The sequence below is a fragment of the Mesorhizobium sp. WSM4817 genome, assembly GCF_055811135.1.
Genome location: NZ_JBVVQQ010000010.1, coordinates 183567 through 202471, shown reverse-complemented (window position 1 = coordinate 202471; position 18905 = coordinate 183567). Strand labels below are relative to the sequence as shown.

General features: G+C 59.8%; 19 protein-coding genes, 2 tRNA genes and 2 pseudogenes. 10 read left to right on the top strand and 13 right to left on the bottom strand.

The features are described 5' to 3' along the window. Positions 1-77: 77 nt before the first annotated feature. Positions 78-986 (top strand): annotated as a pseudogene (locus tag AC0L2K_RS16370) (IS110 family RNA-guided transposase); the annotation flags it as partial. Positions 987-1456: 470 nt separating this feature from the next. Here the strand turns inward: AC0L2K_RS16370 and AC0L2K_RS16365 are convergent. Continuing rightward, positions 1457-1532: transfer RNA gene (locus AC0L2K_RS16365), tRNA-Val, on the bottom strand. Between the two features lie 215 nt (positions 1533-1747). On the opposite strand from AC0L2K_RS16365, the gene AC0L2K_RS16360 reads away from it, so the two are divergent. After that, positions 1748-1824: transfer RNA gene (locus AC0L2K_RS16360), tRNA-Asp, on the top strand. Positions 1825-1864: 40 nt separating this feature from the next. Here AC0L2K_RS16360 and AC0L2K_RS16355 read toward each other — a convergent pair. From AC0L2K_RS16355 to AC0L2K_RS16325, 7 genes and pseudogenes are all read right to left on the bottom strand, one after another. Beyond that, positions 1865-3061: a hypothetical protein gene (locus AC0L2K_RS16355; RefSeq protein WP_473531818.1), complete on the bottom strand. Its 1197-nt coding sequence runs from the start codon at positions 3059-3061 to the stop codon at positions 1865-1867. After that, the gene (locus AC0L2K_RS16350; protein ID WP_473531817.1) at positions 3054-3251 is read right to left on the bottom strand and encodes a hypothetical protein; all 198 of its coding nucleotides are present in this window, start codon (positions 3249-3251) and stop codon (positions 3054-3056) included. The genes AC0L2K_RS16355 and AC0L2K_RS16350 overlap by 8 nt, the downstream gene beginning before the upstream one ends. Positions 3252-3370: 119 nt before the next feature. Beyond that, entirely contained in the window at positions 3371-4000 is a 630-nt protein-coding gene (locus tag AC0L2K_RS16345; RefSeq protein WP_473531816.1) for a hypothetical protein, read from the bottom strand. 363 nt (positions 4001-4363) lie between these two features. Next, positions 4364-4495, bottom strand: a pseudogene (locus AC0L2K_RS16340) (IS3 family transposase); the annotation flags it as partial. A 122-nt stretch (positions 4496-4617) separates the two neighbouring features. Then, the gene (locus AC0L2K_RS16335) at positions 4618-5052 is read right to left on the bottom strand and encodes a DUF1810 domain-containing protein (RefSeq protein ID WP_473531815.1); all 435 of its coding nucleotides are present in this window, start codon (positions 5050-5052) and stop codon (positions 4618-4620) included. A 6-nt stretch (positions 5053-5058) separates the two neighbouring features. Beyond that, a complete protein-coding gene (locus AC0L2K_RS16330; RefSeq protein WP_473531814.1) occupies positions 5059-5367 on the bottom strand; it encodes a GNAT family N-acetyltransferase in 309 nt (102 codons plus the stop codon). A gap of 357 nt (positions 5368-5724) precedes the next feature. Then, the gene (locus AC0L2K_RS16325; protein ID WP_473531813.1) at positions 5725-6552 is read right to left on the bottom strand and encodes a sensor histidine kinase; all 828 of its coding nucleotides are present in this window, start codon (positions 6550-6552) and stop codon (positions 5725-5727) included. A gap of 676 nt (positions 6553-7228) precedes the next feature. Here AC0L2K_RS16325 and AC0L2K_RS16320 point away from each other — a divergent pair. The 8 genes from AC0L2K_RS16320 (at position 7229) to AC0L2K_RS16285 (ending at position 13693) form a co-directional block, all read left to right on the top strand. Further along, entirely contained in the window at positions 7229-7987 is a 759-nt protein-coding gene (locus AC0L2K_RS16320) for an SDR family oxidoreductase (protein WP_473531812.1), read from the top strand. A gap of 73 nt (positions 7988-8060) precedes the next feature. Then, the gene (locus tag AC0L2K_RS16315) at positions 8061-9032 is read left to right on the top strand and encodes an alpha/beta fold hydrolase (RefSeq protein WP_473531811.1); all 972 of its coding nucleotides are present in this window, start codon (positions 8061-8063) and stop codon (positions 9030-9032) included. A 101-nt stretch (positions 9033-9133) separates the two neighbouring features. Further along, positions 9134-9535 (top strand): cupin domain-containing protein, encoded by a 402-nt coding sequence (locus tag AC0L2K_RS16310; RefSeq protein ID WP_473531810.1) that lies wholly within the window; start codon positions 9134-9136, stop codon positions 9533-9535. 97 nt (positions 9536-9632) lie between these two features. Next, positions 9633-10067: a CBS domain-containing protein gene (locus AC0L2K_RS16305; protein WP_473531809.1), complete on the top strand. Its 435-nt coding sequence runs from the start codon at positions 9633-9635 to the stop codon at positions 10065-10067. Between the two features lie 38 nt (positions 10068-10105). Continuing rightward, positions 10106-10690, top strand: a complete 585-nt coding sequence (locus AC0L2K_RS16300) for a glutathione S-transferase C-terminal domain-containing protein (protein WP_473531808.1) — start codon at positions 10106-10108, stop codon at positions 10688-10690. Between the two features lie 168 nt (positions 10691-10858). After that, positions 10859-11317 carry a carboxymuconolactone decarboxylase family protein gene (locus tag AC0L2K_RS16295; RefSeq protein WP_473531807.1) on the top strand — a complete coding sequence of 153 codons (459 nt, stop codon included), beginning with the start codon at positions 10859-10861 and terminating at the stop codon, positions 11315-11317. A 784-nt stretch (positions 11318-12101) separates the two neighbouring features. Continuing rightward, complete coding sequence (locus AC0L2K_RS16290; RefSeq protein WP_473531806.1) at positions 12102-12284, top strand: SDR family oxidoreductase; 183 nt, start codon at positions 12102-12104, stop codon at positions 12282-12284. Positions 12285-13045: 761 nt separating this feature from the next. After that, positions 13046-13693 carry an HD domain-containing protein gene (locus AC0L2K_RS16285; protein ID WP_473531805.1) on the top strand — a complete coding sequence of 216 codons (648 nt, stop codon included), beginning with the start codon at positions 13046-13048 and terminating at the stop codon, positions 13691-13693. Positions 13694-13829: 136 nt separating this feature from the next. Here AC0L2K_RS16285 and AC0L2K_RS16280 read toward each other — a convergent pair whose 3' ends face one another. From AC0L2K_RS16280 to AC0L2K_RS16260, 5 genes are all read right to left on the bottom strand, one after another. Continuing rightward, positions 13830-14528: a response regulator transcription factor gene (locus tag AC0L2K_RS16280; RefSeq protein WP_473531804.1), complete on the bottom strand. Its 699-nt coding sequence runs from the start codon at positions 14526-14528 to the stop codon at positions 13830-13832. A gap of 133 nt (positions 14529-14661) precedes the next feature. After that, positions 14662-16476: an MFS transporter gene (locus tag AC0L2K_RS16275; RefSeq protein ID WP_473531803.1), complete on the bottom strand. Its 1815-nt coding sequence runs from the start codon at positions 16474-16476 to the stop codon at positions 14662-14664. Then, the gene (locus AC0L2K_RS16270) at positions 16473-17534 is read right to left on the bottom strand and encodes an HlyD family secretion protein (RefSeq protein WP_473531802.1); all 1062 of its coding nucleotides are present in this window, start codon (positions 17532-17534) and stop codon (positions 16473-16475) included. Before AC0L2K_RS16270 ends, AC0L2K_RS16275 begins: the two co-directional genes overlap by 4 nt. A 13-nt stretch (positions 17535-17547) precedes the next feature. Beyond that, the gene (locus tag AC0L2K_RS16265; protein ID WP_473531801.1) at positions 17548-17757 is read right to left on the bottom strand and encodes an SPW repeat protein; all 210 of its coding nucleotides are present in this window, start codon (positions 17755-17757) and stop codon (positions 17548-17550) included. A gap of 853 nt (positions 17758-18610) precedes the next feature. Then, positions 18611-18832: a hypothetical protein gene (locus tag AC0L2K_RS16260; protein ID WP_473531800.1), complete on the bottom strand. Its 222-nt coding sequence runs from the start codon at positions 18830-18832 to the stop codon at positions 18611-18613. Positions 18833-18905 lie beyond the last annotated feature (73 nt).

The following is an 18905-nucleotide window of genomic DNA, read 5'->3' as shown; positions in this document are numbered from 1 at the left end:
GCCAAACTGTCCCGACATTAGCGAAATCGCTGTCCGGGAATTAGCGGAACCCCTGTCCGGCTTTTGCGAAATGCGCATTCATGGCGAGTCAACCGGCATGTGTCGTGGCGATGGAAGCGTGCGGCAGCTCCCATTACTGGGCCCGTCAGATGGCTCGGCTTGGCCATGAGCCAAGACTGATTGCCCCGGCCTATGTCAAACCGTTCGTCAAGCGGCAGAAGAACGACGTCGCAGATGCGGAGGCGATCGTCGAAGCAGCGCAACGACCGACAATGCGCTTTGTCGAACCGAAGACCAAAGAGCAGCAGTCCCGGGCCATCGTGTTTCGCACCAGAGAGCAGTTCGTGAATCAGCGAACCGAATTGGTGAATGCACTGCGCGCGCACCTCTATGAGTTCGGTTATGTTGCTCCGCAAAGCATTGGCCACCTGCCACGTCTGGCAGAGATCGTGGAGGACGAGAGCGCAGACCTGCCGGATCTGGTCCGCGATATCTGCAGCGCTCTACTTGACCAGATCGACCAGTTGAGCAGCCGGCTCGCGGCATTGAAGGAGACGATCGACACGCTGTCCAAGCAAGCTGCAACATCTCGGCGCCTGCAAACCATGCCCGGTGTCGGCCCTATCGCTGCCCTTGCCATTGAAACCTTTGCGCCGCCGATGGAGGCCTTCAAGTGCGGTCGCGATTTCGCCGCCTGGCTCGGGCTGGTCCCTCGGCAGAAGTCGAGCGGCGGCAAGCAACGACTAGGGAAGGTATCGAAGATGGGCCAGCGCGATATTCGGCGGTTGCTCATCATCGGCGCCATGGCTGTGGTTCGATGGGCGTCTCGGAGGCGCGCGCCCGACGGTTCCTGGCTTGCCCGCTTGATGTTGAAGAAACCGCGCATGCTGGTGGCAATCGCGCTGGCCAACAAGATGGCGCGTGGCATCTGGGCCATGCTGACGAAACAGGAGGACTACCGAGATCCGGCGACGGTGCCTGCGTGATTTGCAACAACGCACCTGAGACCGGGACGTCGGAGATGTGAGGAAGGCATGAACTGCATGGGCAAATGATCGATCAGATCGGGGTCAGGAAAACCAGAGTCAAGTTGAGAGCCCCACGCAAGCTCGCTTTGCTGATTTGGACCTGATCCGCGCATCACCATACCGGCCCGCGGCACATGGAACGGCCGCAAATCAAGGCCTGACACATGACCGCACTCGATCACATGTCCAATACTTCAGGTTCTTCCTTGCAAAACGGCTGGCATCCACACAAGAACTTGACGCACACAACTTCGGCATCATTGCGCTCCCAACTCCATTGGCTGCGCTTCGTTGGCTCGGCTCCCCGATATGGACAAAGCTTGAGAGCTAGTCCACCAGACTGTTGCTAATTGGTTGCTAGCGAACCGTATCCGCCTAACCTCGAATAGGCCTTTGACGATTTTATTCAGCAAAATCAGCTAGTTACCTGGTGGGCGATGACGGGCTCGAACCGCCGACATCTTCGGTGTAAACGAAGCGCTCTACCAACTGAGCTAATCGCCCGCTCCGGGGCGGACCTTTAAGCAGTTAGGACGGGGTTCGCAAGGCCAAATGAGCGCACGACGGCCTCGCCGCTGGTCGTTTTCGGCGGCAAAATCCGGCTCGTCAAAAAACCTTCTGCTGTTTGCTGTTATGCTGTCGCGCTCCGCTTGACACCCGGTGGCTTACGCCTTATCCACCGCCCCAACGACGAACACGGCTGACCGTGCTCGTCTTGCGCGGGTGTAGCTCAGTTGGTTAGAGTGCCGGCCTGTCACGCCGGAGGTCGCGGGTTCGAGCCCCGTCACTCGCGCCAAGTCTTTTCAAAGGCTTGGCCTCTTTTTTGATTTGCGGTTTCAACTTTTGTCTCCGCCGAGTTTCAATTTTTTGTATTCGTTGCGTTCTTGGCCGAGTAGTTTGCGGCCTTGGCGGCGGTGCTCGTCTGCCGATCGAACGGCTGCGAGATTGACCGGCATATAGGTCTTCTGCAGCGCCTTGTTCTCATCGATGGAGTTGCCCATCTTGGCCGACATCGCCTCGACGGAGGCGCCGCCGGCATTCGCCTCGACCGCGCCTGATCGCCGCATGTCCATGAGGTAACGCTTCTCCCCTTCCCCGAAAACCAGCTTGCGCAGATTGGCGAAGTCGTTGACCAGGGAGTCCTTCGTGTAAGGCACGCCGGCGCGCGGCCGGCCGCCCTTCGCTCCTGGTGCAAAGCCGCGCGAGCGAAAGATCGGCGCATCGTCGAGTAGGGTGACGCCGAGTGATTCGACATAGGCCACCACCAGCCTTTGCGTGCGCGGCGACAACGTGCCGAACGCCGCCTCGCCGCTCTTGGTGCGCTCGATCAGGAAACCCCACTCCTGCGCCGTCTGCACGGTCTGCGCCGGGGTCAGCTTGCGCACGTCGACCGGCGAGAAGCTGGTGTCCCAGGCGACAGCGATGATGCAGGCAAGGCCGCGGTAGCCGGCGCGCCATGCGCCCTTGACCAGGCGCACCGCCTCGCCCTCGGACCAGACCTGCGTGCGCGGGTTCGGCGTCTTGCGGCGGATGGCGAGCGACGGATCCGCCTTCGGCTGGCAAAGCTTCATGCCGGCCATGACGTTATACAGGGCCCGCCACGTCTTCATGGCTCGGTAGGCGATGTCGACGCCCTTGGCGCGCAGCAGACGCGCGTACCATTCATCCAGCAGCTCGAGGGAGATGTCGGCCGGTGGCAGATCGGCAAAATATGGCTGGATGTAGGTCCAGCCCCGCTCCCAATCTTCGCGCGTACGTGGCGCCAGTCGCTTCCACGCCTCGATGCGGCGGTAGCGCGCGAATGCGTCGCCGATCGAATTCTTCGGCCAGTTGTCGAGCCTAGGAGTTGCTTCCCTGCCCTTCCGGCAGGCCTGCCAGCGATCTTCCCATTGTTGGGCTACCGCCCAGGCGCGCGGACCGTCTTCGCCGCAAGGAACACACTGGAAGCCGGCCGCGACCATCTTCGGGGTCGGCAGCCAGTAGCCATATTTGCCCTTGCGGATGACGTAGTGCTTGAGTTTGATCCTAGCCAAGGTTCGCGAGCCTCGCCCTAACGATGTCGGCGCTTGCAGCCGCTGGCGCGGCGACGCCGGCAAGCCCGGAGCGACGATCCTGCCAGGCATCGATTGCCATCAGGTCGAAATTGCCGGTGATCGGACACGCCTGCGGGAAACCGTCGTGCGCTAGCGCCGGCAACAGCTCGGCAAATTCCTTGGCGGTCAAATGGAGGCGCCGAGCGGCCTTTTCCGCAGGCACAAGGCGCGGCTCGACCCGGAAACGTATTCTGCTGCACGATGGAGAAGCCAGACCAGTTCCTGAGTGCGTTGCTTCAGCCCGCCGCATTAGCTTCTCTCCGCCGACTTGACCGTCGCCGCCTGCTCGCGATCGAATCGTTCGTTGAGAAGCGAGACAAAACTGCGACCGTGCAGCAGGTCTGCAATCGGCAACAATGAAGAAACCTCTATCGTTCGCTCCGACCTTATTGGGCTGAAATAATGACCTACGGCGACCGCAGCTTTGGCGAAACTCGACTTTTCATCAATCACATCGTCAGCATCTTCATTGAGCAGGGACCTCTCGCTCAGCAGAGGGTGAAAGAAATGAAAGGTGCTGCCGTTGACGTTCAATCCGCCCTGCACATAGGTATCGATGATGCTGATATCGATCACTGGGGCAACGTCAGGGTCCTCGTTTGGACGTTCGTCGCCGACGTGGGCCTTCAGGTCAAAATCGGCGGCAAAATCTGATGATCCGAGCAGATCAATCGCCGCAGCAATTGCATCCCTGAAGGTCTGCCCCGGTCCAAAAGTTCGCTTAAGTAATGGTCCGGCGCCATCGCCATAATGCATGAATGATGACGACATGCGGAGGTCGCCGAAGTCTCTCATGAAATCGGGAGCACGCGCCGGCGTCGGACAGACCATAAATGCAATCAGGAGATTTGCAGCATCCGAGGATGTTGCCTTCGGCACACTACGGCCGCGCCCGCCATGCGTTAGGATTCCGCGTTCCCTACCCAGTCGAGAAATCAGCCTCGCTGAGGGAAGCGGAAAATTGAGCACTGAGGCAATGCAGTCTGTGAGTTCAGACAAATTTGCAGACATGCGAGATGACACACCATTTTGTCCCACTGTGTATCGCGCATTAATCAAAACTCGTCAACACCCCACTGCGTATCGCTCTGTAGGATACCCCCTGCCGATATCGGCAGGGGGTACGAATCTGCACGCCTCCGGGTCCTCAAATTTGCAGACCCGCCGAAATTCTTCCCGCCGTGGAACAATAAAAGCATCCCGGCCGGCAATGCTTCTCGCCTCAGCTTCCCAAAACAATTCCGGCTTGCCGCGCCGGGCGATCAGGTCAGTCAGTTCCCGAGCAACGCGCCGACCGGAGATCGACGTGTCCGGGATTGCGGCAAGGCATTCGCGCGTCACGTCGTCGACGATGTTCAGCACCCGGAACCGCCGCATGCGCCGCGTGCGCGGTGTCTGATCGCTTTAATGCCTGGCCAAGCCGGCGCGCAAAAGTGCGGGCGCGGAGCGGAGCTTTCCGCTCTTCGATAGTGTGCGGCAGCCAGGCGGATGCCGACTTACCACGACATCGAGCGGATCTTGGTCATGGTGTCCTCGTCGAGCAAACCGTCGAACCAGACTTCGAACATGGTTTCGAGCAGGAACTCGTCGTAACTGGCTTCGGAAAAAAGCGTCAGAGATGCGTGTAGTTTCCGGGCGTCGGCATCGCCAAAAACGGTGCGAGCGCTGAAGTTGACCAGCCGCTGCAGTGTGCCAACGCATTCCCGATAGCGACCTCCCAGGAGCGGCGACGAGATATAGGCGTTCGCCTCGTCGAGCGACCTGATGGCGTACGGTTCAGGTGCAGCGTCGCTTAGATTGGAGACCAGCCTGGGAAATATGAACCCCATGTAGGGAGTACACATCATTCCTCGACGTAGAATACAAATAGAATCTTCGTAAACCGGATCCTGTGCACGGACGAACCTCTGCAAGTTGTACTCGTCGCTCATTTCGGCTCACTTTCCAAGCGGCAACATTTCGCGTGTGTTATCCAGCGACGATGCCTGCCTATCCGGATTCTTAATGAAGAACCTGCGCATAAACGGGCATTTTACAATTGCCTTCCGGCCGGTTTTGCGGAGCAGCTCAAACGTCCCGTGCGCCAACCGCGAAGCGATCCCCTGTCCGGAAAATTTCGACGGCACTTCGGTATGAATGAGAACAACCCGCCCGTTCTCGACCCGGTAATAGGCAGCAGCGATCACACCATCGGCAATCGGCAACTCGAAACGATGTTGAGTATTTTCCGTGATCTTTGCGTTCATTTGGGAGTCCTCAACTGTGTGCCGCGTTGATCTTCAGGCGGGTAGCTACGGAAGTCATTCTCGCCCTGGTGAGAATGACAGGCCTTACGAGGAGGTTAGTTGACTATCTCCTGGCGTCGACTTCGGAGCCGGCGCCCTCGCCCACAAGATAGTCATGCTATTGTCCTTCCGAGAATTGCCTCGACCCGACGAGGCTCGACACAAGCATACCTCTTGAGTTGATACCGGGGGGTGTTGTTGATGAAGTCTGCAGCCTTGACTCGCGCCGTCATGAGGCACTCCATAAAACTGCATCTGCTCTCCTATCATCGGTTGGCATTGCTGGCCCGACGAGAGAAATACCCATGTACGAGAATGCTAGTCTCGAACTCTCCTCTTGCCTTGCAGATAATCCTCCCGGTCTTGCATTGCGGGCAATCGCAGTATCACTGTTGTGCCCGACCCGAGGGTGCTCTCGATATCGACGCTTCCGCCGTGCTTCTCGGCGAGGTGCTTCACCATCGGCAAGCCGACACCGCCAAGGCCTTTGTCCTTCGTGGTGAAGAAGGGATCGAAGGCGCGAAGCACGGTCTCCTGCGTCATTCCAATACCGCTATCTTCGATACGAAGCTCGACAAAGACGTCAGGGCCTTGGACGACTGCCGCAGCGTCAATCGAAATCAGACCGCCATCCGGCAACGCGTCGCGCGCGTTGAAAACAAGATTTAAGACCGCGTTTTGCAAACCCGAACGATCGCATTTCACAGAAGGCAAGTCGGACCCGACGCGAACCTCGAGACTCATGTTCGGCTCCCATGCGCATCGGATGAGGGTCTCGACCTCAGTTAGGCAGGCACTTACGTTCGCAGTTTCAATCTCGCGATTGCTCTCGAGGGCTCTGCCGATTGTCTCTCGGACAAGCACGCCGGCTCGTTGCAAGGCCGTCTTGGCGTTGGCAATTTCAGGCTCAAGCGCTGGAGCCGTTGAGACGCTGGGGTCCCTGGCGACGCGGTTCAACGCTGATGACGCGACCTGAATGAGATCGCCCAGATCATGAACGATCCCAGCTTCCGACTGCTCCATCGGCAGGGCAACATTGGTGTTTTCGTTAAAAACATGGACGCCGACCCTGCCCAAGGCCTGTTGATGTTCACACCCGGACGGGCTTCCCAGCGTGATTCTGCGCCTGTGTAGGAGTGTTCTCATGTTCGCTCCGCTTCTCGTCTCGCCGCGTCCGGACCCGAACCTCAACAGACTCTAGCTAGCTGTTTTGGCGCCCCGGGAAAGCGCGCCATCCTTTCGGGACAGATCGTGTGTGGCGCGTGCGGTTGCGGGAGGTCCCGATAGCCTCATATTGTTGATCGCGTCGAAGGGCACGACATCTGCGCCCAGCATTGTGGGCCTTGCGTGCTCTTCGAACACTCTTTTCAGTTCCGGTCGCAGCCCGTCATCACGAAGCGCGAGGGCGTGCAGATTGAGCATACGGAGCATGGTGCGTTTCCAAGCAAGAGTTGTGGTCTATTCTTGTTTCTGCGCCTGACACTTCATTCGACTATGCAGTCGACACTTAGCGGCTTTATTCATGTGAAGACGCTATATTGGCGACCACTGGCGATCGATTGGATCAAGGGTGAGGGCGAGCCATACCGCGGTATAAGTCTCGTTGTGGTCTCGACCGCCGTGCATTTGCCGGAACGGTCCGATCGACCAATGCTTGGGACACCGCCCCTCTGCCTCTTGCCGACTAGAGTTCCCTGTCTATTGAAAGCATCAGTCCTGCACCTTCGCATCGCATGACAGATGCTTCCGTCGGATAGCTTGGCCGGCGCCTCCGTCGCATTGTCCACAGCGTTGGCCATCCCGGCCGGTGCGGAGAAAGACGATGAAAATTGTTATTATTGGCGGCACTGGCCTTATTGGCTCCAAGACGGTCGAGAGACTGCGCAAGAAGGGCCATGAAGTGCTCGCGGCGTCACCGAACTCGGGCGTCAACACCATTACCGGCGAAGGATTGACCAAGGCTCTTTCGGGAGCGCAGGTCGTCATCGATCTGGCGAATTCGCCGTCGTTCGAGGAGAAGGCGGTTCTGGGGTTCTTCGAAACCTCGGGCCGAAACCTGCTTTCCGCGGAAAAGGTGGCCGGCGTGAAACACCACATCGCGCTGTCGATCGTGGGCGCCGAGCGCCTGCCCAAGAGCGGCTATCTGCGCGCCAAGATGGCCCAGGAGAGACTGATCAGGGACTCCGGGATTCCTTACACCATCGTTCACTCGACGCAGTTTTTCGAGTTCCTGGGCGGCATCGCGCAGTCGGCAACGGTCGGGGATACCGCCTCCCTTCCATCTGCCTATTTTCAGCCGATCGCGTCGGATGACGTCGCAGACCTTATGACCGACCTGGCGCTCTCCCCGCCGATCAACGGCGTGATCGAGATCGCCGGACCCGAGCCGGTCCGTATGAACGAGCTCGTCGCCCGCTTCCTGAAAGCGACCAACGATCCGCGCAAGGTGATCGGGGATCCCCACGCGCTTTATTTCGGCACGGAATTGGACGACCGGTCTCTCATTCCCGGCGACAACCCGCGCATCGGCGCGAAGCGCTTCGAAGAGTGGTTCAATCAGGCTTCGCTTCAGCGACACTGATCCGCGTTCGCCGCGGCCCTGCGCATCGCCCCAGGCGAGTCCGCCTTAACCTCCAACACGAAGGATCGAAACCATGGAGAACGACTTTCCTTCCCCTGCAGGAGTATCGCGCCGCGATGTTTTGTTGGGCGCACTGGCTGTCACTGTCGCGGCCGATCTGCCCGCGCGGGCGCAGCGGGGGCAAAACCTTCCCTCTCCCAGTTCAGGCAAAGGAGCAATGACCATGAGCACGATTACCACCAAGGACGGCACGGAAATTTATTATAAGGACTGGGGCAAGGGTCCGGTCATAACCTTCTCTCACGGCTGGCCGCTGAATTCCGACGCCTGGGACGGTCAGATGCTCTTCCTCGCGCAGAAAGGTTTCCGCGTGGTCGCGCACGACCGGCGTGGGCACGGCCGGTCGAGCCAAGCCTCCTCCGGAAACGACATGGACGGCTATGCCGACGATCTCGCGGCCGTCATCGAGGCGCTCGATCTCAAGGACGCCACGTTGGTGGGTCACTCCACCGGCGGCGGCGAGGTCGCCCGCTACATCGGCCGGCACGGAACCAGGCGGGTCGCCAAGGCGGTTCTCATTGCCGCCGTTCCGCCGATCATGCTCAAGAGCGAGGCTAATCCGGAAGGTCTACCGATCGAGGTGTTCGACGGCATTCGCGCCGGCCTCGTCAAGGACCGGTCGCAATACTACAAAGATCTGGCCCTCGCCTTTTACGGCGCCAACCGCGAGGGCGCGAACGTCTCGCAAGGCACGCTCGACCAGTTCTGGCTGTGGAGCATGCAGGCCGGTCTGCTCAACGCCTACGAAAGCGTCAAGGCATTCTCCGAGACGGACTTCACCGAGGACCTCAAGAAATTTGATGTCCCGACGCTGGTCCTGCACGGGGAAGACGACCAGATCGTCCCGGTCAAGGATTCAGCGCGGAAGTCGGCGAGGCTGATCAAGGGCGCCAGGGACATCTACTACCCGGGAGCGCCCCACGGCATCACCGCCACGCATCAGCATCAGGTCAACGCCGACCTGCTCGCGTTCATCAGGTCATAGGCTCGAGCTGCACCCCCTCAAGCGAGAGCCTGATCGCCGGTCGTCCCTCCCCTCCGACCGGCGATCGTCCATCCATCGACCCGTAAACTGGAGCCAAGACAATGATCAGGACCATTTTTTGCACCGCTGCTCTGGCAGTCACCCTCGCGTCCGGCGCGCTGGCCGCCGACAAAGTCACTCTGGCCTACGATCAGCCGCTGCCCAACATGCCGGGCAAGAGCATGCGCGCCGTCCTTGTCGAGTATGAGCCCGGAGGCAGTTCGCCGGCACATACCCATCCCAGCTCGGCCTTCATCTATGCGACGGTTCTTGAAGGCGCGATCCGCAGCAAGGTCAATGACCGGCCGGTAACAACATATCGCGCCGGCGAAAGCTTTTCCGAATTTCCGGGCGATCGCCACGGCGTCAGCGAAAATGCCAGCACAACCGAACCCGCCCGGCTGCTCGCCGTGTTCGTCGTCGATACCGACGAAACGGAGTTGACGACGCCCTACGAGGAATGAAGTCCAAATTCCCTGGATCTGTTCGAACAAAAGAGCCACGCCGCTCGAGGATTCAAAAAAGTCTCGGCGGCACGGTTGATGAGACAAGGGCACTGCAATGCTTATCGACAAACTGCATGCTTTGACGTCGACACGTCTCGTCGTGATCAACTTCGACGCCACCGTGCAAACTGCCGCCCGTTGGCTTTCCCGGCCGGGAGTTGGTCTCATTGTGGTGTGCAATGGCTACGGGTGCGCGGAAGGTGTCTTGAGCAAATCCGATCTCGTCCGCCATCTCGCGGGTTCGACGTCGGTTCAACGGGTGACGGCCCTGATGAGCAGGTCCATAGTTTCGTGCAGTCCGCAGGATGACGTCCACGCGGTGTGGCAAACCATGGCTGCGCGAAACCTGCAAAACATCCCAGTGGTCGACGATGGCGCCAAACCTCTCGGCGTACTGGATATTCGCGACGCGATGAAAGCTCTGTTCGAGCAAGAAGAAATGCAGGAGCAGATGCTCATCAATTATGTCTCTGGCATTGGCTATCAGTGATCCCGCGGTTGCTCGGCTTGATCTGAAGGAACAAGGCTATGAAATTGTACTACAGCCCACTCGCCTGCAGCCTGGCGGATCACATCGCCTTGCTCGAGTCGGGAGCGCCGTTTGAACGGGAGCGCGTTGACCTGAAGACAAAACGAACGGCCTCGGGAGTCGATTTTCACGATATAACTCCCAAGGGCTATGTTCCAGCCCTGGTGCTGGAGAGCGGGGTGACCCTTACAGAGAACATTGCCGTTCTTGACTGGATCGCGTCGGAGTACCCGGCGCTCGGCGTTCCAGGAAAACTCGGCCGTACACGTGTTCTGGAAGCACTGGCTTTTATTTCGACTGAAGTGCATCGCAACTTCAAGCCTATGTGGCACGCAGGCAGCGAAGCTCAAAAGGCGAGAGCAAGAGCAACGATTACAACGCTGCTGGACAGTCTGGCCGATAATCTTGTCGGCGACTACCTGTTCGGCGACACTCCCAGTGTAGCGGATTTCTATCTGTTCGTGATGCTGTTGTGGGCCGAGCGTTTTGATGTCGGGATTCCCCCGCAGTTCGCTGCGCTGCTTCACCGCATGGCGAGCCGTCCGGCAGTGCAAGCTGCCATGCGGCAAGAGGGGCTCATCTGAATGACGAAATGCGCACCTCTCCGACGTGTTCGTCGGCGCTGGAAGATGGTCCCGATCGATACACCCTATGGCGCTGGCCGAGCTTATTCGCCGTCATGCCGATAAGGCAGCGCTGATGACTCCCCTGCGGGAATGGAAACCATCAACTGAGATTATGGAGACACTGGCATGTCCAAGCGTCTGAATTTGCTGACCCGAAAGAACGGCGGAATCGAGGGCCTCGTCGCCGTCGAGAACTGGATCGCCAACAGCTTCGATCCGAAGCTGCTCGAACTCGTCAAAGTGCGGGTGTCGCAGATGAATGGCTGCGCGCATTGCCTGCACATGCACCGGCAAGACGCCGTGAAGCTGGGCGAAACCGAGGACCGGCTGCTGCTGCTTAACGCCTGGCGTGAGTCCGGGCTCTTCACACAACGTGAACGGGCCGCTCTCGGCTGGGCCGAGGCCCTTACTCGCATCGCGGAGACCCGCGCGCCCGACGCGGTTTACGACGAAGCCAGCAACGCCTTCTCGGAAGATGAACTCGTTGCGCTATCGATCGGCGTGGCCACCATCAACGCCTGGAACAGGCTGGCGATTGGCTTTCGCTTGCAACATCCGGCGGACCGTATGCGCCACGCGGCCTGAAGCAACGATGACCTCCCAGTCCGCTTCAGCCTTCGGCTTTCCGAATCGTCCCGACATCAATGTGCCGACCCGGCAGCCGAAAGGAGTCCATCCGCGACAGAAATGGAGAGCGACTGCTGGGGTGCGCGACTTGGCGAGGCGCTGGAACTGTTCCCGGCAGCGATCCGACCGCCGTGTTCTTTCCGGGGCGTTCGCGGGATACCTATCACCCGACAATTTGCCCAGCCGGAAGCTGGCCAAGAGCGATAATTTCCACACCGATGACCAGCCCGACGGAAGCTCCGTCATCGGCCGCGCTGCGGCACTGCGCTTTGCCAGGTAAGGTGCAAATGTTCTCATCACGGGACGCCGCTCGGTACCGCTGGAAACAGTCGCCGCGCACCAGAACATCGCCGGCCCCGTCGCCGACGCTGCGAAGGCCGAGGATGCTTAGCGCACCGTCGCTACTAGCAGTCGACACATGGGGCCGCCTGGGTCGTGCTGGTGAACCATGCCGGCGCTTGCGCCCTCTTGTCTCTGGGGATTGCAAGTGCTGGGCAGATCTCGGACTTTTTTGCGGTGAATGTCGTTGGCCCAAGACTGCTGGCCGGGGCGGCGATTCCGCATCTCGCGGCGGTGAAGGGAGCGATCATCACCATATCGAGCACCTTCGGCCACAGGGTCTGTCCCACTACGTCGCCAGCAAGGTGGCTCGAACGCCTGACGCGCTGCTGGGCGCTCGCCACAGGGAGTGCGGGTCAATGCCGTCACTGCCGGTCCAACCTAATCGGGAGCGCTGACGGGCATGATGGGCTCTCGCCCGAGCATGCTGCGGTTATCGAGGAAGCGGAAACGCGAGCAGATACCGCTCAACCAGCGCGGCAGTCCGGACGACGTGGTGAGGTGGATCGGCCATCTGGCCGATCCGGCCTCCGAGTGGGTGACAGGACAGGTGATCGCAGTCGATGGGGGCCTGGGCCTCACATGAGTGCCCGTCCGAATGCTCGATGATTGTGGCAGGTCGCAAGGCAATCACGAGCTGGTCGAGTAGATGGCCTCGGATCCGGCTCGTCCTCCAGTTCCGGATGGTTCCAATCCCGCCCGTCATTCCCCTGACTGATTAATCGGGCTGCGGCGCCAAGCTCAAGACGCGTCTGTGAGAAAAGCGAAGGCCCAATCACACCCCGTGGAATGCTTGGTTCCTGGTGACCTCCACCCGAACAGAATCGAATACTACTACTCCCGCATTTCATATTTTTAGCATAGAAGCTAAGCGATTTCCTTCGCCATTCAATTGTGCACACGAACATATTCTTAGGTATTGCTCCTCGTATCTCGCGGGATTATCGACAGACTGTACTTGTCTTGTTAACATCCATACGAGCTGACCTAAGATGCATAAGCAAATTCGATCTACAAAAATATTTCTGATGCTCAAAGAGAACTCGCAGAGGACATCATGGGAAATAGACTCACTTTGATCTCTATATCTCTGGGAATCCCAGCTGGCCTGATGCTGGCGATTCCAACTATTAACTCGCCAAAAACATTGGCAGCACCTCCAGGCGAAACGATCGACGTCTCGCGAATGCAACGAAATGCTTCCATAAAGGCGTTACCAACCTTTGATGACCACTATCAAATATACATCGGTATTCTTGACGTCCTCAGACCGTATCCTGGGCCGTGAATGGTCGAAGCGCTCGTGCCGGCGAAACCGCCAGTCGAACTCGTGTGGAGACAGTAGACATGAACCGAACCAGCAGTCGGATACTTGCGGGAATTTTGGTTCCCGATACGCCGCTCGTGGAAGGTGCCCTCGATTACGCCCGCCGGGAAGGCGAGCCCTATATGTTCAATCACGTTGTCCGTTCCTGGTTGTTTGCGGCACGGATCGGACAGCTTCGCAACATTTACCACGACGCGGAAGTCGTCGCCCTGGGGACGCTGTTGCACGACATCACCCTCAACGAGCGCTTTGACGGTCCGCGGCGTTTCGAAGTCGAAGGCGCCGATCTGGCCCGGGTCTTCGCCCGGCAAGGCGGTGTCGACGAGCGCCGAGCCCAGCTGATCTGGGACAGCGTCGCCCTCAACTCGACACCGTCCATCGGCCTCTACAAAGAGGCGGAGGTGGCGCTCTGCACTGCAGGCATCTGCCTGGACGTGGTCGGCCTGCAATACGAGCTTATCCCCGCAGCAGAGATGGCGAGGATCGTTGAGGAATTCCCGCGTCTTGACATGAAGCGGCGCATGACCCGGTGCTTCTGTCACATCGCCGAGGCCAGACCGGAGACGACCTACGACAATTTCGTCCGAGATTTCGGTGAACGCTACGTACCTGGATACCGAGCTCCTTCTTCCGTCGACCTCGTGTCTAACGCACCCTTCGAAGGTTGAACTCGGCTGAGCGCCTGGTTGTCCGATTTGAATTTGTCGTACCCGACGGATTCGGCTGTGTACCTTCGCCCGCGGCCGGGCGACAATTGCTCTCCTGCGAGTTAGGCAATCCCAATGGCCGTATGAGGGGATTGTTTCAGGCCAAAATCTTGTTCGCTCTGGCCTCGCGAATCGGCGCGGGCAGTGTCTCCCATGCCCGGATTAGTTCGCCGATGGAAGCAGTCTCCATCTTGCGCATGACGTTGCCGCGATGCAGCTTCACCGTCACTTCACTAATGCCGAGGTCGAAAGCGATCTGCTTGTTGAGACGTCCGTGCGCCACTTCACGCAGAACCTCGCGCTCACGTGGCGTCAGTGTCTCAAGGCGTTCGACGTTGCGCTTGACGATCACCGCCTCCGTCCGCCGCGCGGCATCCGTCGCGATGCCCGCAAGTACGGCGTCAAGCAGCGTCTGGTCCCGCGCCGGCTTGGTGAGGAAGTCCACTGCGCCGGCCTTCATCGCCTGGACAGTCATCGGAATATCACCATGCCCTGTCAGGAAGATGATCGGCTTAGGGTTGCCGTTTTGGGTCAGATGATGCTGCAGGTCGAGACCGCTTGCTCCTGGCATGCGCACATCAAGGATCAAGCAGCCAGGGCTGCCCAATACGTCGGCGTCAAGCAGTTCGCGGGTCGAGGCAAAGCAGACCTGCTGCAAACCCGCCGACAGGACCAACTCCGACAGCGCCTCCCGAACAGACGCATCGTCATCGACAATGATGACGAGCGGCTGCTCCGCTTCCCGCTGCTGCGATAACGGCGCCGATCTCCGTAAGAGCGGCTGGTCAAGTCTCATGTTCACACTCCATTTTCTCCATCACGCAAGACGTTGGCGACGGCCGCAAGCAGGGCCTGTGCATCGAAGGGCTTACGGAAGCACCCGCTGATTCATTGGGCGCGGTGCTGATCCGCTAGCTCGTGGCATCCCGTTACAGGGACCCGGGCTCCGGACGTACCTTCTTCACCAGATCGCGAAGTTCAAATCCGTCCATGCCGGGCATACCGCTGTCGGTGATGAGCACGTCCACGCCCGCCAGCCGCGGACGAGCAACGATCCTGCGGACGAGAAGCTGCAGGCCACATAGCCCGCGATATCCGGCTTGGGGCCCGGTCTGGCGTAGACGCGTGTCGCATCGGGTGGTGGTCGGCCTCACGGCCAATGGCGCAGTGCGCGACTTCGCGTATCGGGAGAGGCCGATCCTGATGGCGACCAGCACCGGCGCGGCGATTACAAATAATAGGGCAACTGCATTGAAGGCTGTGTCGAAAGCGATCACAGTGGACTGAGCTGTGACGGACCTGCCCAGCAGGCTTGTGGCCGCCTGGATGGCGGCCCCGGCGTCCATTCCTCTTGCAATCAGCGTGGCTGTCGTCGTCGTCAGACGCTCGCTGACCGCAGGAACACCTGCGGTGACGTTGGCGCCGAGCACCGCGACATTGGCGGCAACGTTATGGTCGATCAGTGTCTGGAGCCCCGCGACACCCATCAGTCCACCAAGCTGGCGACCCGTATTGAAGAGGAATATTCCGGAGGCGAGGTTTTGACTGTTGAGATTGCTGAAAGCGATGAGGGTGATCGCAAGTAACAGGAACCCAAGGCCCAAGCCGCGCAGCAGGATGGCCGCCATCATGTCGTCCGCGCCGCTTTCGCTGGTCGAGCCGGACAGCATCCACATTGCAACCATGATGATCAGGATTCCGAAAGGCACCGTGGCGATCGGAGGAATGTGGCGGGCCTGCATGAGGAAAGCGGCAAAGAGGAGCGCGCCGATGAAAAGCGCGCCACTTGGCAACAAGAGCTGACCGGCGTCGGTAGGCGTGAACGCAAGGACGGACACGGCAAACGACGGGATCAGGAACGCACTCCCGAACAATGCGGCGCCCGCGACAAAACTGACGATAAAGGCGAAGGAAAAATCCCCCGACCGGAACGAGCTGAGATCGACCAGGCCCTGGCCTTTGGCGACCACCTGTTGACCGAGAAATGCCAGCAGAGTGGCCGTGCCGATCAATGTCAGCCAGACGATGCGAGATTCTTCGAACCAGTCCCATCGGCTGCCCTGGCTGAACACGTAGGTGAAGCAGAAGAGCGTTGTGGAGACGAGCGAGAAACCGATCCAGCCGAACGGACGGCGCGCGGTCCTCGCGGGTATCGACCCCTCTGCGAGCAGCAGGAGTCCGGCGGCCGCCAGCGCCACAGGAACGACGCTGAAGAATATCCATGTCCAGGACTGGCTATCGAGCAGCCAGCCCTGAAGGGCCGGGGCGATCGTCGCGGGGGCAACGACCGAACCGATTGCGAACAGGGCTTGAAGGATCGGCTGGCGGCGCCCTGGATAAGCGAGAAAAACGACCGTCTGGCCGCCGACAAGCAGGATGCCTCCGGAGAAGCCCTGAACGATACGGAGCGCGACAAGCAGGTCCAGTCGAGCCGTGACGGCGGCAATGGCGCAGGCCGCGCCCATGACCATGGTCGAGCCGATGATTAGGCTGCGCGGATCGATACGGTTCATCAGCCAGGGGGCGGCCATAAACCCGATAAGCTTCAGAGTGGTGTATCCGATATCCAGCCAGGCGAACTCATCAGGAGTTGCGTATGTGTCGCCGATGATGTCGCCGCGCCCGAGCGACAGGGCCGTGCTGGCGATCGCCTCCGTCAGAGTGGCAAGCACTATGCCCGCGACGAGAAGGGCTCCTGCCTCAGGTGGGTTGCGACACGGCGTGGCGACGAAGGCCGCAGTCATGAGCCGCTTCTCCGATCGATATCGACCCGCGCGGACAGGCCGGGCACCAGCCGGCCGGGCAATGGATTGCCAACGAACCGGATCTTCACCGGAACGCGCTGAACGACGCGAACGAAATTACCTGTCGCGTTGTCTGAGGGGAGTAGGCTGAAGGCGGACCCGCTACCGGGCGCAAAGCTGTCCACCACGCCTTCAAATCTCTCGTAAGGGTAGCCGTCGACGATGATACGGACGTGCTGACCGGGCCGGATATGTTCCAGCTGGGTTTCTTTGAAATTCGCCACGATCCACACATCATCGACCGGAACGATATCGAGCAGGGAGGCGCCCGGCGCGACGAGGCGGCCGATGCGGACTTGGCGGTTGCCGACGACGCCGTCCACCGGCGCACGCACCTCGGTGCTGTCGAGATCGATGTGGGCGAGATCGCGTGCGGCTCGCGCCTGCGAGACAGCGGCAACGGCAGCATCGCGTTGGGAGGCAAGGACAGCGATGCGTTGCTGCTGTGCTTCTAGCGTTGCCGATGCCGCTGCTACGCCCGCCTCGGCTCTCGACCGCGCGGCGTCGCTTTCATCGACCTGGGCCTGACTTACCGCGCTGCTGCGAATGAGTTCGCGGCGGCGGTCGGATGCTCTCATCGCGAGGTTCAACTCGGCCAGGGCCGAAACCTTTTGGGCTTCGGCCTGCCGGATCAGGGCATGCTGAAGTTGGGTTTCGGCGTCGACATTGGTGAGGCGAGCCTGGGCGGCTTCGACATTGGCCACAGCCTGCGCGAGCCGTGCGCGGTAGTCCCGATCGTCGATCCGGAACAGGACGTCACCCGCTCGCACGGTCTGGTTATCCTCAACGTCTACCGCCGTGACGTAGCCCGCAACCCTTGGGGCGAGTGAGGTCACGTCCCCGCGGACGTAAGCGTTGTCGGTCGACGTCTCGCTGCTCGAACGAGCCCAAGCCCATCCCGCAGTCACAATCACCAAGGCGCCGAGGCACAGCAGCAAACCGACGATCTTCTTCTTGTTGAGCTGTGCCACGATGGCCTCCGGTAATGGGTGACACATACGATAACGGCCGCTAACCCAAACTATCTGGGGGTGGCGGACCTCGAAGACGCGTGCGCCCTGCGACTCGCCAGAAGTTACACGGTGCGATGGTCGCGACGCAAAGCCCCAGCACGGCGTGCGTCCACATCGGCGTCTGCGCCGATGCAAAGCCGAGCAGGAACGGGGCGACCACCGTCCAGCAGCCTAGAATGAGGTTCGACCATTCGGGTCCAGGCCCCATACCGACAGAGCGCTATGGCAGAGCAGCACATAATCAGCGTGCCCATGATCCCCGCGTTCCAAGCCGCGACTGGTAGCCCGGTCAACGTGATTGCAGCGTCAGGCCAAGCTGCGCCTAGAATGAGGTTGGTCCACTCCAATCCTTTATTCGGTACTTCAATTGTCATCTTCATTTCCTTTTCAGCCGTACCACCTCTCTCCATTGAGGCCGGGGTAGCCGCGTGCGAGGAGAATGGAGCAGTTCAGGAAACTTGCCTATTCTACGCATGCATCCATCGGGCGATGCTAAGGTCTAGGGCTGCTGATCGCGGCGATCGTGGAAGGTATCAAAGCGGTCGGGACCCAGAGTGCTAGAGCATAGGTAATACGCCCATCGAGTGCAGCGACGCTGCCTTCGGCAATGCGATAGCTGATTGTTGAACCAGGCCATAAGTTCCATCGCGTTTCGATCTTTCGACAGGAGCGGTCGCCGGCCCGATTCGCGAACGCCTGCTTCTTGCAAGTATCCAAAGCGCGTCCTTGCGATCTCCTTCAAACTGGATGCCACCAAAATTTCAAGGCTCGCGTCCGGCGTCGGTGCGGCCACGAGCTGGCTGCACATTCGACAGCTTCATGTTGCACGGTTCGCGCTCTGCATAATCGACCGATTTCGTCTCGTACTGCCCGGAACCAACGCCCTTGACCCGGACTACACCGTCGGTCCTGCCCGCGTCAGGGACAGTCGATCTCCTTTGCTGACATGGTTCCTCTGCAACTACGATCATTGAGACGAGCACCATCGCGCGCAACGCGCTTTGGAGGAGATGTCTTCCTCGACGAGTTCCAGGATTGTACCACCGCTCAGTACGGATTCATCAGGGCATGCTTCCTTGGGACCGCCGCATGTCGCAGTGGGCTACGTCAAGCAGTCCATTACGGCTCTTCGAGGAATATGCCCAAGACTTCCACCCGACGACGCTCCATTTACCAAAACTTCCGGTCGGCACCTGTGCTGCGCCGGATGCAGAACGCCATGGCTGATGGATGCCGATGCAGCGGTGGAGGACAATCAGATCGTTGGCGATGTTCAAGCTCATGTTTGTCTCCTGTTGACTGCCTTACCCACGGCCGTGTGGCCACCTGGCGTCTGCGGAGGAGATTGCGCCGCGA